General features: G+C 68.8%; 16 protein-coding genes. 5 read left to right on the top strand and 11 right to left on the bottom strand.

What is annotated here, in order from left to right:
• Positions 1-32: 32 nt before the first annotated feature.
• Complete coding sequence (locus ACFYWM_RS28505) at positions 33-1,205, top strand: hypothetical protein (RefSeq protein ID WP_389919485.1); 1,173 nt, start codon at positions 33-35, stop codon at positions 1,203-1,205.
• Between the two features lie 570 nt (positions 1,206-1,775).
• Here the strand turns inward: ACFYWM_RS28505 and ACFYWM_RS28500 are convergent.
• Both ACFYWM_RS28500 and ACFYWM_RS28495 read right to left on the bottom strand, forming a co-directional pair.
• Entirely contained in the window at positions 1,776-2,054 is a 279-nt protein-coding gene (locus ACFYWM_RS28500; RefSeq protein ID WP_389919483.1) for a sugar-binding domain-containing protein, read from the bottom strand.
• A gap of 40 nt (positions 2,055-2,094) precedes the next feature.
• Positions 2,095-2,592: a recombinase family protein gene (locus ACFYWM_RS28495; RefSeq protein ID WP_389919480.1), complete on the bottom strand. Its 498-nt coding sequence runs from the start codon at positions 2,590-2,592 to the stop codon at positions 2,095-2,097.
• Positions 2,593-3,035: 443 nt separating this feature from the next.
• On the opposite strand from ACFYWM_RS28495, the gene ACFYWM_RS28490 reads away from it, so the two are divergent.
• Positions 3,036-4,400, top strand: a complete 1,365-nt coding sequence (locus tag ACFYWM_RS28490; protein WP_389919477.1) for a collagen-binding domain-containing protein — start codon at positions 3,036-3,038, stop codon at positions 4,398-4,400.
• 253 nt (positions 4,401-4,653) lie between these two features.
• Here ACFYWM_RS28490 and ACFYWM_RS28485 read toward each other — a convergent pair whose 3' ends face one another.
• Together ACFYWM_RS28485 and ACFYWM_RS28480 are read right to left on the bottom strand one after the other, a co-directional pair.
• On the bottom strand, positions 4,654-6,618 hold the full coding sequence (locus ACFYWM_RS28485; RefSeq protein ID WP_389919474.1) for a Tn3 family transposase: 1,965 nt from the start codon (positions 6,616-6,618) through the stop codon (positions 4,654-4,656).
• Positions 6,615-7,097: a DUF4158 domain-containing protein gene (locus tag ACFYWM_RS28480; RefSeq protein WP_389919471.1), complete on the bottom strand. Its 483-nt coding sequence runs from the start codon at positions 7,095-7,097 to the stop codon at positions 6,615-6,617. The genes ACFYWM_RS28485 and ACFYWM_RS28480 overlap by 4 nt, the downstream gene beginning before the upstream one ends.
• 278 nt (positions 7,098-7,375) lie before the next feature.
• Between ACFYWM_RS28480 and ACFYWM_RS28475 the strand changes: the two genes are divergently transcribed.
• Complete coding sequence (locus tag ACFYWM_RS28475; RefSeq protein ID WP_389919468.1) at positions 7,376-7,651, top strand: hypothetical protein; 276 nt, start codon at positions 7,376-7,378, stop codon at positions 7,649-7,651.
• Between the two features lie 134 nt (positions 7,652-7,785).
• Here the strand turns inward: ACFYWM_RS28475 and ACFYWM_RS28470 are convergent, their stop codons facing one another.
• From ACFYWM_RS28470 to ACFYWM_RS28460, 3 genes are all read right to left on the bottom strand, one after another.
• The gene (locus ACFYWM_RS28470; protein ID WP_389919466.1) at positions 7,786-8,808 is read right to left on the bottom strand and encodes a TIGR04500 family putative peptide maturation system protein; all 1,023 of its coding nucleotides are present in this window, start codon (positions 8,806-8,808) and stop codon (positions 7,786-7,788) included.
• On the bottom strand, positions 8,805-9,797 hold the full coding sequence (locus ACFYWM_RS28465) for an MvdC/MvdD family ATP grasp protein (RefSeq protein WP_389919463.1): 993 nt from the start codon (positions 9,795-9,797) through the stop codon (positions 8,805-8,807). Before ACFYWM_RS28465 ends, ACFYWM_RS28470 begins: the two co-directional genes overlap by 4 nt.
• Before the next feature lie 62 nt (positions 9,798-9,859).
• Positions 9,860-10,024 carry a hypothetical protein gene (locus tag ACFYWM_RS28460; RefSeq protein ID WP_389919461.1) on the bottom strand — a complete coding sequence of 55 codons (165 nt, stop codon included), beginning with the start codon at positions 10,022-10,024 and terminating at the stop codon, positions 9,860-9,862.
• Positions 10,025-10,095: 71 nt separating this feature from the next.
• On the opposite strand from ACFYWM_RS28460, the gene ACFYWM_RS28455 reads away from it, so the two are divergent.
• The gene (locus tag ACFYWM_RS28455; RefSeq protein ID WP_389919458.1) at positions 10,096-10,290 is read left to right on the top strand and encodes a hypothetical protein; all 195 of its coding nucleotides are present in this window, start codon (positions 10,096-10,098) and stop codon (positions 10,288-10,290) included.
• 155 nt (positions 10,291-10,445) lie between these two features.
• Entirely contained in the window at positions 10,446-10,619 is a 174-nt protein-coding gene (locus tag ACFYWM_RS28450; protein WP_389919456.1) for a DUF1883 domain-containing protein, read from the top strand.
• Positions 10,620-11,130: 511 nt separating this feature from the next.
• Here the strand turns inward: ACFYWM_RS28450 and ACFYWM_RS28445 are convergent.
• From ACFYWM_RS28445 to ACFYWM_RS28430, 4 genes are all read right to left on the bottom strand, one after another.
• Complete coding sequence (locus ACFYWM_RS28445) at positions 11,131-11,907, bottom strand: MerR family transcriptional regulator (RefSeq protein WP_389919453.1); 777 nt, start codon at positions 11,905-11,907, stop codon at positions 11,131-11,133.
• Positions 11,904-12,710, bottom strand: coding sequence for an alpha/beta fold hydrolase (locus ACFYWM_RS28440; protein ID WP_389919450.1), 807 nt, complete (start codon positions 12,708-12,710; stop codon positions 11,904-11,906). Before ACFYWM_RS28440 ends, ACFYWM_RS28445 begins: the two co-directional genes overlap by 4 nt.
• 186 nt (positions 12,711-12,896) lie before the next feature.
• Positions 12,897-13,172, bottom strand: a complete 276-nt coding sequence (locus ACFYWM_RS28435; protein WP_389919448.1) for a hypothetical protein — start codon at positions 13,170-13,172, stop codon at positions 12,897-12,899.
• A gap of 110 nt (positions 13,173-13,282) precedes the next feature.
• A complete protein-coding gene (locus ACFYWM_RS28430) occupies positions 13,283-14,296 on the bottom strand; it encodes a hydroxyacid dehydrogenase (protein WP_389919445.1) in 1,014 nt (337 codons plus the stop codon).
• Positions 14,297-14,424 lie beyond the last annotated feature (128 nt).

Below are 14,424 nucleotides of genomic sequence, written 5' to 3'. Positions count from 1 at the left end.
GTTCGCGAACGGTACGCTGCTAGCCTTGCGGAATGACCGATAGCCCTTCCGGCGCCTCCGGGCCTTTCGTGAACCTCGACGTGAGCGACGACAACGACACCGGGCGAATGTGCGCCCGTTCGGGGTGCGCCAACCGGCTGGAGCCGCCGGGCCGCACCGGCCGCCGCAGCGGCCGTCCGGCCCTGTACTGCGGGGACGCCTGCCGCGCCGCCGCACACCGCGCCCGTACCGCCACTCACACCCCGGTCATCACCGAGGCGCTACGGCGCACCGGCGCGCTGAGCGGCGACCTGCTGGCCGCGGGCGAACAGTGGAGCGCCCAGCTGACCGCCCTCACCGAAGCGCTCAGCAGCGCGACCACCGGCGCACTCACCCAGATCGACACCGCCGAACAAGCCGCCGAAGAGGCTCGCGCCGCCGCCGCGGCCGCCGAGCAGCGCGCCATCGACGCCCAGCACAAGGCCCAGACGGCGATCACCGCAGGAGAGAAGGCCGTCCAGCAGGCCACCGCGGCACAACAACGCGCCGAGGAATCCGAACGCGCGGCCTGGCGCGCGGCCGGCGAACACGAAGCCGAACGTGCCCACGCCCAGCAGACCGCCACCACCGCCACAGAACGCGCCGCGACCTTGGAACGCGACGTCCGGCACACCACCTCCGAACGCGACGCCCTGCAGAAAGTCCTGGACGCCGAACGCCGACAAGCCGCCGCAGCAGCCGACGAGCACGGCCGCCAGGTCGCCACCCTGAACAAAGCGCTGGCCGACCGCACCGCCGACCTCGACCAGGCTCGCGCCGGCCTGAAAGCCGCCGGTGACCGAGCCGAGCGCGCCGAGACCGCCCAGCGCAAGGCGCAGCAGGACACCGAGACGGCCCGCGCCGAGACAAGCCGGGTGCGCGAGGAACTCACCACGCACATCACCCAGCTGAGAGAGGAACTCACCGCCGAACGCGATGACCTGCGGCGGACCCGGGCACGGCACGACGAGGCACGGACCGCGGCCGCGGTGGCCGACGCCCAACTGAAGGCGCTGCGGCAGGCGCTGGAGCAGGCCGAACACCGCGCCCGCACCGCCGAACAGCGCGAAGAAACCACCCAACAGACGATCGACCGTCTCCTTGCCCTCCAGCAGGTCCTGCGAGACGCGCCCGCTGAAAGCTCAAGCGCCATCGCGCGTCGCAAGAACGCCCCTGAGCATCCTTGAGAAACTCACCCCTCTGGTCGCAGCCGCCACCGATGCCGGAGAACGCCTCTCTCAACACCATTTTCTGACCCCGGCCAGGGGCCACCACCAGCTCTGCGACAACGAGTTCCGCCGACACGAAGCCCGGCGCCGGGCGGCAGCGCCGGGTGGCCACTCCCCCCGCGTCCCAGCGGCTCCAGCCGGTTGGCACACCCCGAACGGGCGCACATCCGCCCCGTGTCGGCGCTCCCGTCGACAATCTGGGCGGGCTCGGAGGTGCGGGAAGGATCATCGCTCACCCGCGAAGAATAGCATCGTACCGTTCGCGAACGATCTACTTTCGTTCGGAACGATACGAAACTTAATCGGCGCGCATACCTAGCAGCAGGCTTGCGATAACTTTCCTTATCGCAAGCCTGCTGTCGCCTAGCTGGGACCGATAAGCCGGGAAAACCGGCATGAGAGGTAAGTGCACAGGTCAGAGGGGTTTCGTCATTTACTGGCAGTGGCAGCTGCGCCATCGGGACGTCAGTGAGGCCTTCGCCGATGACGAGTAGCCCACCGGTGCGGATGCCGTACAACGCATGCGGATCAGCCGTAGTTGAGCAGGGTCCGGGCAACCTCGATGTCGGTGATGAGGATGTTGATCCAGCCGCCGCGGACGGCGCCACGTATCGCGGCGATCTTCGACTTGCCCCCGGCGACGCCGATCCGCCGCTCGACCGCGCGGAGCTGGTCGGGCGAGATGCCGATGATGCGGTCGTCGAAATCGGCTTCGACGGGTCGCCCGTCGGCGTCGAAGTAGCGGGTGCGCACGTCGCCGACCGCGCCGAGAACTTCAAGACCGCGGAAACGGGGTGTGATCGACAACGGAACGGCCAGTGGCGTTAGCGAGCCAGCTCTGGCCGAGTTACCGCCGTCCCCCGCTCCGATGCGCGTAAGGAACGCACGCTAACTCGTGAACCACGAGGGTGACCGCGATGCCCGAGGCGCGCAGTTCGCGGGTCAGGGTGAGGGCCCGTTCGAGTTCGGGACGGTTCGTGGCGCGGGTGGAGATCTTCTCGGAGAAGATCCGGGTGACGCCTGCGCTTTTGAGGGAGTCGAGCTGGGTGTTCAGGGACTGGCGGGTCGTGGAGGCGCGGGCGTAGCCGATTCGCACGTGCCCGGCCGGTGTGGTGCCGGCCGCTGCTGGACGGGGCAGTTCGGCCCAGGCCGATCCGGGCTTGCGGATCGGAGGTGTTGGGACGTTGAGGGTCTTGACCAGGTGGGGTACGAGCCGGAACCGGGCGGTGTGGTAATGGATGGCCACCTTGCCTTTGCCGGTCCGGCACGGCGAGCCGGCGGGCGCGGCACAGGAGGACATGGGGCAGTCGCCTGCTTCCACGCGCAGGAAATCCTCGTCACTCACCCCGACATCGTTTCATGTGGGTGTTTCGGAAACCCATGAAACACGCTTCGCCCTGGACGGCCCGCGTCCGGCGCCCTGTTTCATAGGTGATCGCCTATGAAACACCGGACGGATCGGCGACTGCCGAATACGCGGCGACCTTCCGTGGCCGTTCGCCATAACCGGGCCGTCCCGGAAAGCCTCGTAAGGAATTCTGGCCGCCGATCAGGTTAAGGGCGACTATCGGGGCATTCAGCACCGATCAGGGCTACCTTATCCATCCTCGCCTCACCCCTTTTCGCGTCACATCTTCGAGCCGTAGACATGGCGGACATTTGACCGCACGAAGCCATATGGCCCCTCTGACCTGCATAAACTCGCTCAACGAAGTGGAATCGGCGGGAGAGGTTTCAATGCGCACCCTAGGCTATTCAATGGGTTTCGGCGCCTTTGTCGTAAGTGCGGTGGTTATCGCCGCGAACTCCACCTCGGCGCGGGCGCCGCTGAACCCTGTCAGCGGGAACAACGGTTTCACCGCCGTGGTGGAATCAGACGCACGGCTGAACAGTAACGAGAACGAGGGCACGCTGGCGGTGGGCGGCAACCTCATCATGACCGGCGACTACCGCGTCGCCAACAACGGGGCGGGCACCTTCGTCGTGCCCGGCGACGCGCGGCCCACCGCACTGGTGGTGGGCGGCCGCATCGATTTCGCCCAGAGCACCCCCACCGGGCGGGTCTCGGTGCTGTCTGGCGGATATGTCAAGGTCGGCGACCTCACGGGTGCGTTCGTGATGGACACCGACAACAACGGCGCGGCCGTCAACACCCGGGTGAACGCGACCGGCGACTACGAGGCGCCCTCCCGGGTGGAGCTGACCGTACGCCAGCCCGTCGCCTCCGTCGGCCCCGCCACGGTGATGGACTTCACCCAGCTGTTCACCACCTACCGCGCACGCTCCACCGCCCTGGCCCAGTGCGCCAACACGGTGATCCTGCGTGACGGCAACGGGGTGCCCTTCCCCGGGGGCGTGGTGCCGCCCAATTCCACCGTGCGCATCAGCCTGGCCCCCAACGCCACCAACGTCCTGCAGATCAGCGCCGCGAACCTGACCAACATCGCCACCCTCATCTTCGACGACCAGCCCACCGCCACCAGCCCCCTCATGATCGTTGTGGACACCACCGCCGTGGGCGGCGACTACACCTGGGCCGCCCCCAACTTCGCCGGCATCGGCGGCCCGCAGGCTTCCTTCATCCTGATCAACTTCCCCGACGCCACCACCATCAGACTGCCCGCCAGCGGAAGCGCCACCATCGAGGGAACGATCTTCGCCCCGAACGCTTCACTGATCGATGAAAGCTCCTCCAACATCGAGGGCAACGTCATCGTCCGCGAACTGACCCACGGCACCGCCGCCAACAACGGCGGAGAGATCCACGACTTCCCCTTCAGCACCGAGCTCAACTGCTCCGCCCCGACGCCCACGCCCACCCCGACGCCCACTCCAACGCCGACGCCCACGCCCACCCCGACGCCCACCCCGACGCCCACCCCGACGCCCACTCCAACGCCGACGCCCACCCCGACGCCAACGCCGACGGTGACACCGACGGCGGCTCTCACAAATCCAGGGTCCTCGACCAGCGAGCTTCGCGGGCACCACCACCAGGCAAACTCGGTGAAGGTGAGCCGTAACGCTCACTGCCGGCACCGGGGGGAGCGCTGCCACGGCAGGCACTGGAAGAGAACCGGCCGCTGTCATGACAGGCAGGCGCGGGGGTGCTTCGGTCCCCAGCATGGGGGCCGGACCGACAAGGGTCGGTGATCGAGTGGTCGATGTGCTATCCGCGCGACGTCGCCGAGCGCGACCCGCCCCAGCCTGCCCTGAAGCGTGAGGACGTGCACACCTCTCGGCGGCGCGCCTCGCTACGGCTGCGCAATGTCACGAACAACACGCCGACCATAGGCCGGGCGGGGGTTTGTAGTAAGTAATCGCCTCACCACGCGAGCACCGCAACGCGGACCGGCAGGGAAGGGGGTGAGGCTTCGGGGGCGATCAGATCGGCCCGAAACGGCGATCAGGTTCCTGCGCTGAGCTTTCGGCCCTGCGGCAGGTAGGAGATCCCCAGCAGTTCCAACAGCCCGAAGACCAGGTCGCTGTACGATCCGGTGTCGGAAACGACGATCTCGGGCAGTTCCCCGCCGTCCAGCCCGAAGATGACGTCGACCATGTGCAGGGAGTCGCGAACCGTCCCCGACACGACCTTCGCACCCCGCCCCATTCCGCGATCGTTCATAGCATTCAGCCAGGTCATACCACGTTTGGAACCGAAGAACTTGCGGTTGGGGCGGGCGAACGCGGCCGGGACCGGGACGACGAACCGCATCCCGTCGACCGCGGCGACCAGGCCGCCACCCCACGCCTGGGCCAGACTCAGCCCGCCCTGGCGGGCGACCAGCGGCACGTTCGCCACGCCCAGGGTCTCGGGCCGAAAACAGTTCTGGAAGACGTTCGACAACCGTGAGCGCTCCAGGGCGGGCACGCCCTTCTTGGCGATCGGCCGATACCCCACGTTCATCGAGTGCGCGGCCAAGCAAGCGGCGATCGAGGTCGGCAGATCGCTCAGCCGCGACCGGCCGCCGGGGGCGGCGGTGAACGCCTGTGCCAGCGACGGTTCCCACGACATCACCTCAAAGATCACCTCGGGTAGGTCGACGCGCGGCAGCATCGCCGTCGTGCGGTTGCGCAGGTCGACCAGCGACGGAGGCTCCTCCACCGCCTTCACCCCGGTCAGATGGATCTTCCCGACCTCATCGATGCGGACCTCGGTGTTGGTCGCCAGGCGCCCGCCGACCTCGGTGTAGACGACGTCCAGGGTACGGGCGTGTTCGGCCAGCAAGGCGTCCGGGTCCTCCGGCAGGCCGAGCGTGGTCAGCACCTCACCCCGGATCGTCTGCCACTTCTCGCCTTCCAAGAGCTGGGCCTGGGGATTACGCCACTTGGTGGAGGCCTCGGCGTAGATCTCACGGCGCTTGAGGTGACGATAGAACTGCTCCAGCACGCAGAAGGTGTAGGCGTGCCGGTTCACCGCGCCCCCCTGGTGCGAGGGGTGGCCGAACACCAGGCGTTTCCAAGAACCGTTCACCACCGCGGGTTCGATCACTCTGGCCGGGATCAGCGGCGCCGCCAGGCGACTGCGGTGGGCCAGCACCTCCGGCAGCCTGCGCATCGCCGCCAGGATCGGGGCTCCCTCGGCGTTCGCACCGAACGCGATCACCACGGGCAGAAGCTTGAGGAACCCCGACACCGTGGTGTAGCGGCCGACCAGCTCAGAGCGCCAGTCGTCGGGATCGACGGCATCGGCCGGCGGCACGTTCTCATTGACCAGCACCAGCGCGGCCCGCAACTCCGCGCGGGAGATGACCGCCTCGATCGCCTCCCACACCTCCGACACCCGCGGCTCGGAATCCGGGCCACCCCACCCCTCGGCCTCGAACAACGCCTCCACCGCCACCGTCAGCCGGGCCGAGGCCTTGGCCAGCTTCGGATGCTTGCGGACCTTGTCCTTGTCGGCCGCCATGTGCGCCTTGTTCAGCAGCTCGGTGGCCATCAGCAGATCCAGCAGCTCCAGCGTGTCGTCGACCGACTTGGCCTCCAAAAGCCGGACCGTGGCCAGCAGCGTCGCCAGCCGGCGGCCATCGCCGTGGCGGCGGATCAGCGAAGCGTCCGCGCTCATCCCGTACTTGGCCAGCTCACCCAACCGGCGCGGCGGCACCTGCCCCTCCGCGCCCAGCGCGGCCAGGCCCAGCCCGGTGATCTCCGCGACCTGTTCGAGTGCCTTGATGAGCGTCGGCCCGCTACCACGCGGCGGCGGCCCCTTACGCCAGCGTTCCAGGTCAGAGACCCGCGACCCTGGCGCCACATCCAGCAGCTGATCCAGCACATACCGCTGGCCCGTCGACAGCAGGCCTTCCAGCACGTCCCACAACCGGTGCGTCGTGTCGTCACGGACCCTCGCCACCAGCCGCACCAACGTCGTCACCCCGGGCAGCAGCGCCTTGCGCTCGCGCAGCCCCCCACCCCATCGATGAAGATCGCCTTCGGCCCGTCTCCCGACGTCCAGGAACGGGCCGCCACCCACTCACCGAACTCCACCTCGACCTCAGCGAATTCCTTCCACCCTCGCACCCGGCGGATCTCCCACTGATGATCGAACCGCGTCTTGATCCGCTCGGTGTACCTCTTCACCTGCGACGGATCAGCGATGTCGAGCTGCTCGGCCACGAAGTCCAGCACCTCGACCGGCACATCGAGAGGACCCTCCAGGAACGTCCCGAGCCACCGGACCGTCACCAACTGGAGAGCGAAGCCGAGTTTCATATGCTCGCCCCGGCGGAGCCCGATCAGCGCCAGGTCGTCCTCATCGAGGAGGAACACCCGATCCAGGTCCGCCTGTGATGGCGGTCCGGTGTACCGGCCGTAGCCCGCCGCTTCAACATCAGTCAAAAACTCCACCGGCATACGCCGCAAAGTAGGACCAACCCACCGGTAACCAACGCACAGTGATTAAACCGTTACAAGATCCCTACCGGTTCGCCGTTCATCGACATCGGAACGATGGATGGCGGCAACTTCATCCGAGTTCACTCGCTAACGCCATTGGCCGTTCCGTTGTCGCTCAAGGCCCGAGAAGGGACCAAGACTCCCAGACAACTCGCGCTGCGCGTGTCGAGATGTCCAGGCCGATACACGGCCAGTCCACATCCCAACCGCGTTCGGTCATCTCCCCCCCGCACCGCGTGCGTGAGAAGCACGTCGACGGTGTCGGCCGGCTCGCCCCGCTCGCGCAGCCGGGCCAGGCCTGCCAGCACCTGGGCGGCGAGCACGGCCCGCTCGGCCGCAGGAGCGAGCGGGCCGATTCCGGCGCGCGCCGCCTGCAGCGGCTCGCGGCGCCGCGCCTTCTCCACGACCATCCGCGTCTTCAGCCGGGCCCGGGTACCCTCGCCTTCCAGACCGCCGCCCAGCCGTTCGACGGACTGGGGCCGTCCTCGACATCACCGGACTCGGTATCCTGAGCATCGTCGCCCTGGGTGGCCCGCCGTTCTCGCTCGGCCGGATGGCCGTGAAACGTCTTCACCGGGAACGCCTGAACCGGCGGGCCCTCGAACCGGGCCCCGTTCGTTGAGGACGTACCCGGGCGCGGAGGGGATCACAGCCAATACCACTCGATCTCCGCCTCCGCCCGCCTGCCGGCGAGGAAGGCGGAGAACGCGGCCCGTCCGGCCGCGGCCAGCGTGTCGGGGGAGGGTTCGGCGGGCCGGCGGCGGCGTACGGTCCCGAGGAGGAAGGCGTCGCGATACGGCACTGGCCCGACCGTCACCCCTTCGGCCGCCTCGCGCAGCGGGGCGGGCAGCTCGGACGCGACCCGGTCGGCCACGTGGACGGCGAGCTCGCCCGAGGGGGACGCCACCGCCCCGGCGAGCGCCGCGAGGGGATCGTCGTGACCCGCCAGCTCGATCAGCCTCGGCTCGGGCCCGACCGCCCACACGACCGAGACCCGGTCGAACTCCGCGGCGTGGTCGTCGAAGTAGGCCCTGGCCGACTCCGCCTCCAGGCGTGTCCTGAACCCGCGCATCTTGGCCAGGGAGTACAGGTGGTTGTCATACGCGCTGGGGGTCAGCTGGACCTCCTCCAGCCACCGCAGCATGTCGGCGCGGCTGTGCAGACCGCGCTGCCTGCGGAAGTCGTCGGAGGCCCGCTGCAGCTCCTCCGGGGAAGGCTCGGGCTCCTCCCAGCTGGCCAGTGTGAGGACGCAGTAGTCGATGAGGTCGTCGTGCACGGTCCGGTCGCGGTCGGCGAGTGCCCGCAGCGTGAGCAGGGCGGTCTGCACCGACAACTCCTGCCCGTCGACGGCCAGGACCTTGCCAGCCGCCCAGTGGGTGGAGTGGTCGACCGTCCAGGGAACTCCGTCCTCGACGGACGCGGTGACGGCGACGGTCCCACCGCCTGGATGCTCGAGGAGCAGGTCGTAGTCGACGACCGGCGAACCGGGTCGCGCGTCCACGATCAGTTGAGCCCGGCTCGCGGGGCGGGTCGCACGCCACGCGGCGACCGCGCCGTGCGCGGCAGGTACGCCGGTGTGCCTGCGCGACAGCCCGCGCAGGAGTTCGACGGCCTCGGCCAGCGTCTCGGGGAACTCAGGGAACTCGGGAAATGCGGGAAATGCTGTCACGCCGGGACCACCTGTGGGACGGGACGTTCCTCCGCGGCGAGCCAGTCGGCGATCGCCTCGGAGATGGGCAGGTCGGTGAACTCCTCGATCCATCCCCACTGACCGGCGGGGTTGAGTTCCAGATACACGTACTCGCCCTTCGGAGTGAGGATGACATCGATGCAGCCGAAGGCCAGATCCAGCGACCTGACCAGCTCGACGCAGCGCCGTTCGATGTCCTCGGGCAGGTCGTGGACGGCGTACTGGGAGAAGTGGCCCTCGTAGTGGCGGTAGTCGTGGCGGGTTGCCCTCGACCCCTGCGAGTGGATCTCCGCGGTGAAGACACGGTCGCCCACGACGGTGATCCGCAGCTCCACGGCCTTGTCGACGTAGGGCTGGAGGATCGCGGGGGCGTGGGTCAGGCGGTGCCGGCTGGTGAGGTGCCGCCGGGTGACCGGGGTCGTGTAGAAGTTGTGGCCCGCGCCGTCCAGCGCGAACTCCACGAACTCGACCTCCTTGGAGATCAACCGTCCCTCCGCCGCCGTCCAGGCCTCGGCCAGCTCTTCGGGGTCGTTGGTGACGGTCGTCTCCGGCACGGTGAAGCCGAGCCGGGCCGCGGCCGTGAGATTGACCAGCTTGCTCTGGGTGCGGATCACGTCGATGCTGCGCGCCGGGAACCAACGGGCGTCGAAGGTGTCCTCCCACCCGTTGAGATAGATCCTCGCCAGCTTCTCGACGTAGTCGCGGTGTGTCGCGTCCTCGACGGTCTCCGCCGGCCGGGGGCGCGAGGGCCTGCGGTTCCAGACGGCGCTGATGGTCGAGCAGTCGTACTCCGTGCCGCCCGAGACCAGCGTGTGCCGCCACGCCCCGTCGACCAGCCGGGAGGTGATCCGGCTCGCGGCGGGATAGTCGCCCGGATCCCACCAGAACACCTCGACGCCGCGCTCGACGAGCTTGGGCAGGACCAGGTTGACCGCCAGGTCGTCTTTTCGGCTGAGTACCAGAATCAAGGAATTCTCCACATCGGGAGCGAGCGGCACCCGCACGGCCGTACGGGTGCCGCCCGGCGCTCTTAGGTCCAGGTGTCGGGCATCGGGTCTCCCCTCGTCCCGTTACCGAGGGAGGTGGACACCTTGGGGGTCGGAGGGGTCATCGGATCACGACCTCCGACGATGGCGCCCAGCGCGTCCTCGGGGAGCTCCGCGGCGTCGTCCAGATCATCCAGGCGAACAGTCATTTTTCACCTCTTCTCATCTCGTGGTCCAGCGCCTCTGATCTTTCAAGTGCGATCTTGCAAGTGGGTTGGGGGTGACTTGGATCTTCGCCGACCCCGAGCTCGTCCATGACCTGGACGGCGCCGGGAACGCCACGCGCAGGCGGATGGACGTCCAGGCCCACCACCGCCTGGAGGCCGCGCCGTATGCGCAGGCACCGCTGACCGCCGCGGCGATGAACGCGCCGGCGGACGCGGAGTTCATCCAGACGTCGGCCCGTCGCTCATGACAGAGAGCACGGACCCCCGAAGCCCCTTGAAGAGGGGTCGCACCCCCTGCGCGTCACTTGCAGTATTTGGGCTCCGCATCGCAGATATCCACGGGTGGCGGTGTGGGGTACATCCCGGTGCCGGGGCTCCCGGCATTGGCGGGCGTCTGTGTCTCATGGACGTCGACGACTACCAGGCCTACCTCGACGGCGATGAGTACGAATACCACGGCGGCTTCCACGACGTCAGCCCCGTCGTCCTGGAGATCCCCTACGACAGCTACTGGTATCTCGTCGTCGACGGCAACGTCCACAGGATCAAGGTCTCCGTCACCGGGATCTTCGACTGACCGCGCGGCTCCGGCCAAGCCGGTTGCCCACGCGCCGGGGGACTACCCCGGGGCAGTCCAACGTCCCCGCGGCGCTGCTCCAGGAAACGGCGACCGCTGCGCGCTACGGTGAAGGTGCTCTCCTCCGACGGGGAGAGCCACCCTTGAGCGGCCGGTGGAGAGCCGGGTGCGACGCCGGTCGGCTCCCGGTGTCATCGGCCGCTCCCCGGTGCCCCTCGCGATCGGCCGGGTCGGCAGGAAGGACCTGACGGGACCGCCTGGGGTCGAAGACCGTGGCCCACGTGGACGCGGGCACGCTGGTGATGGTGCCCTGCGGGTACCGTACGGCTGGGAGCTCCCCGACTGGCGAGTGAGCCGGTGGACTACCCCGGGGAATCCGGATTCCCATGACCGGGAAGAAGCCGCTGGCAGATACCCACAAGCCAACGACTGCGCCGTGGGCCGCCAGAGTGCCCCTGGCTCACAGGCCGGAGTGGGCCCGACCTGCGCGTTGGAAGCCAAGGATGCGATTTCAGAGTTCGGTCAAGTCGATGCCGGCCGAGCGCAGACGCGTTTCGATCAACGCGGTCAGTCGGGTCCAGGCCGGCTTCTGCTCGTGTCCGTGGTGGGTGAGCAGGCTGTACCGGCTCGCACTGTCGGTGCGGGCCTGGAGTCCGGCCGGGATGGGCAGCAGCGCGGGATGGGCGAGGAAGTGGTCGGCGATGGCCGTGGCGAGTTCGTCGATGCGGGGGTCGTCCGGCTCCCACTCGGCGGCCCGCCACATGCGCTTGATCAAGGACATGTACCGAGGGTCGTCGAGGGCACGCTCGATCCGGGAGATGTAGTCGTCGAAGCCCTCCGGCACCAGGGCTTTGATCAGCACCAGGCCCTCCCTGGCCATCGTCACGTCGTCCGGGGTCAAGCCGAGATCGGCGGCCCTGTCCAGGAGGGCGAGAGCGCGATCGGGCAGCAGGGCCCGGTCGCCGGTGGCGAGCCGGCGCAGCGTGTCACGCCGCGCGATCAGATCGTCGATCCGGTCGGTGAGGCGCCGTTCGACGTCGACGAGTGCGTCGGCGAACCGGTCGGGATCGGCGTCGAGGACCGCCCCGATCTCGGCCAGCGGTACGCCGGCGGCGGCCAGCGTCCGGATCTGGACCAGTCGCAGCAGGTCGGCCGATCCGTAGCGCCGGTAGCCGGAGCTGTCGCGGCGGGGTTCGTCGATCAGTCCGTGCTGGTGGTAGTGCCGGATGGCTTTCACCGTGACGTCGGCGAAGGCCGCCGCCTGGCCGATCGTGACGCCGTCCGTCATCTGCTCTGCCGGCCCCGTGCTCGTGGGGTGCCGGCGAGTTCGCGAACCGCGTCCGCGATCGCGCGGAAGTCCTTGCGCACGATCTTGCTGTGGTTGCTGGCGACCTTCGCACTCACCTTGATGTCGGGATTGCGGGCGAGCACCGGGGTGAGGGTGGCGCGCGCGCTTTCCATTTCATCATGACCGCCCCCGAGGTTGGCGCCCGTGGCGACCACGTACCGGACCGGGACGGTCACACCGTCCAGGATCGGGCCGAGGGCGGCGCTGATCTCGATGAGCTCGATGTTGCTCTGGGCATGCTGCTCGGCGGACATCTTCGCGGCCATGCCCAGCCTGGAGAGCAATGGCAGCAGCCAGCGCATCCGGCGCCAGAACCGCCGGACCCGTTCCGGGGGAGCGTCGGGGTAGTCGTGCGGGTAGGCGCCGTCCACGGGCACCACCCCCAGGGCGCGGTCCGGATTCCGGCCGGCCCAGTGCACCGCGACCGCCGCGCCGTAGGACCAGCCGACCACAATCGCCCGGTCCACGCCCCTGGCCGCGAGGACGCTGCCGACGTCACGGACATGCGTCTCGAACGAAGCGGCCGCGGCCGAACGCCTCGATCGGCCGCGGGCCCGCATGTCATAGGTGATGTGCCGGTACTCGCTGCCGAGATCGGTGATGACCTGCCGCCAGTACGCCTGACTGGCGAACTGGCCATTGAGGTAGATCACGCAAGGGCCGGGCCCACCGGTGTCGGTCACGGCCAGCGCGGTGTCGTCGACCGGCAGCATGCCGGTCCAGGCGGAGTTGAAGTTGCTCACCCGTTCAGCGTGCACCCTGACCCAGGGTCAAGGTCAAACCCAGACGCAGGCCTCGCGCACATCCGCCGAGAGGGCATGCGACGAAGCGCCTGACGTCGTCTGAACGCAAAGCGGGCAGTTACCCGGGACCGGTGGGCCAGTCACGACAAACAACCCCCAACCCCGCATCACGCCAGCCGCACGGAATCAGGTGATCTGTCGGGCGAGATCTTCGATGGCTTCCCTGCCCGTCCAGGCGATCTGCCTTTCCATGAACTCCACCAGGCGCGTCCGCAGTACTGGATCGCCCGCCACGACATCCTCGGCGAACTGCTCGATCACGTGCCTGCCGGTCATGGCGAGGTGACTTTGGCGGTTTTCAGCGGCTTCGGTGACCTTCTGCTTGCGGTGGGCGACGACCAGAGCGATGACACCGCCTATGTCGGCGACTACGGCGAAGGAGAGCTTGAGCAGGTCCAGCACTGCGTCGGGCTGAGACGGCGGATCCGTACCGGTACCACAACGCGGCGGGCGTCGACCGAGACGTCAGCCACGCTCCGCTCGTGATGACGGTGAGACCCTCGGCGGTCTCGTCACGCGATGTAGGGAAGCTGTTCGGGCTGCACCCGTCCCAGTAGGGGTGTGCCGCTGAGGAGCCGGTTCACCTCGGCCACGGCGAACTCGCCGAGACGGCGCATCTCGCGGCCCTGCGCTCCCGCCAGGTGGGGGGTGACGAGGACGTTGGGCAGGCCGAGGAGTGGGTGTCCGGGGGGCAGGGGTTCGGGGTCGGTGACGTCGAGGACGGCGGAGATGCGGCCGGTGGCGCAGAGTCGTGTCAGTGCCTGGGTGTCGACGAGGGAGCCGCGGGCGGTGTTGATGACGGTGGCCCCGTCGGGCAGGAGGTCCAGCCTGCGGCTGTCGAGCATGTGACGGGTTTCGGGGAGGGCGGGGGCGTGCACGGTGACGAGGTCGCTGCGGCGGCACAGGTCGTCCAGGCCGACGGCCTCGGCGCCGAGGCGGGTGGCGTCGGTGGCGGTCAGGTACGGGTCGTAGAGCAGGATCTCGACGTCGAACTCCCGTAGCCGCCGCAGCACGAGACGGCCCACCCGGGAGGCTCCGATCACCCCGACGGTGCAGCCGTGCAGGCCGGTGCCGGCGCCGGAGAGCCAGTCCGCGGGGTCGCCCTCGACGGCGGTGGCGTACCGCCTGGCGCGGCCGAACACCTGCTTGGCGCTCAGGACGAGCATGGCCATGGTGTAGTCGGCGACGGGGACGGCGTTGGCCTCCGCCGCGGTGGAGACCAGGAGCCCGCGTTCGAACACGACGGGGTCGACGGAGGTCTTGACGGTGCCGGCGGCGTGCACGAGGGCACGCAGCCGAGGCGCGGCCTCCAGCACGGTGGCGTCGATGCGTGGGCATCCCCATCCGGTGAGCAGGATGTCCGTCCGGGCCAGGGCCGCGGCGGCGGAGGGTCCTTCGAACGAGGTGTACGTCGTCGCCGGATCGATGTCGACCAGTTGCCGCAATCGGGTGACGAGGTCGGCGGGGAAGACTCCGTCGAACGCCCAGGGGGCGATGGCGAAGACCGCGACGGGTCGCCGTGGCACGGAGTGGGCTCCTATCGGTTGGGTGTGCGGAAAGAACGCGTGTAAACGGTTCCACAAACAGAGCCACCTTACGCGCCGGACACCTCGCTCACAACGCCTCCCGGTGAGGATCCATGCCGTTCGTACGT

This window comes from Streptosporangium sp. NPDC002721 (assembly GCF_042888905.1).
Classification (GTDB): domain Bacteria; phylum Actinomycetota; class Actinomycetes; order Streptosporangiales; family Streptosporangiaceae; genus Streptosporangium.
Note: the sequence above shows the minus strand (reverse complement) of the source record. Positions and strands in the feature narration are given on the sequence as shown.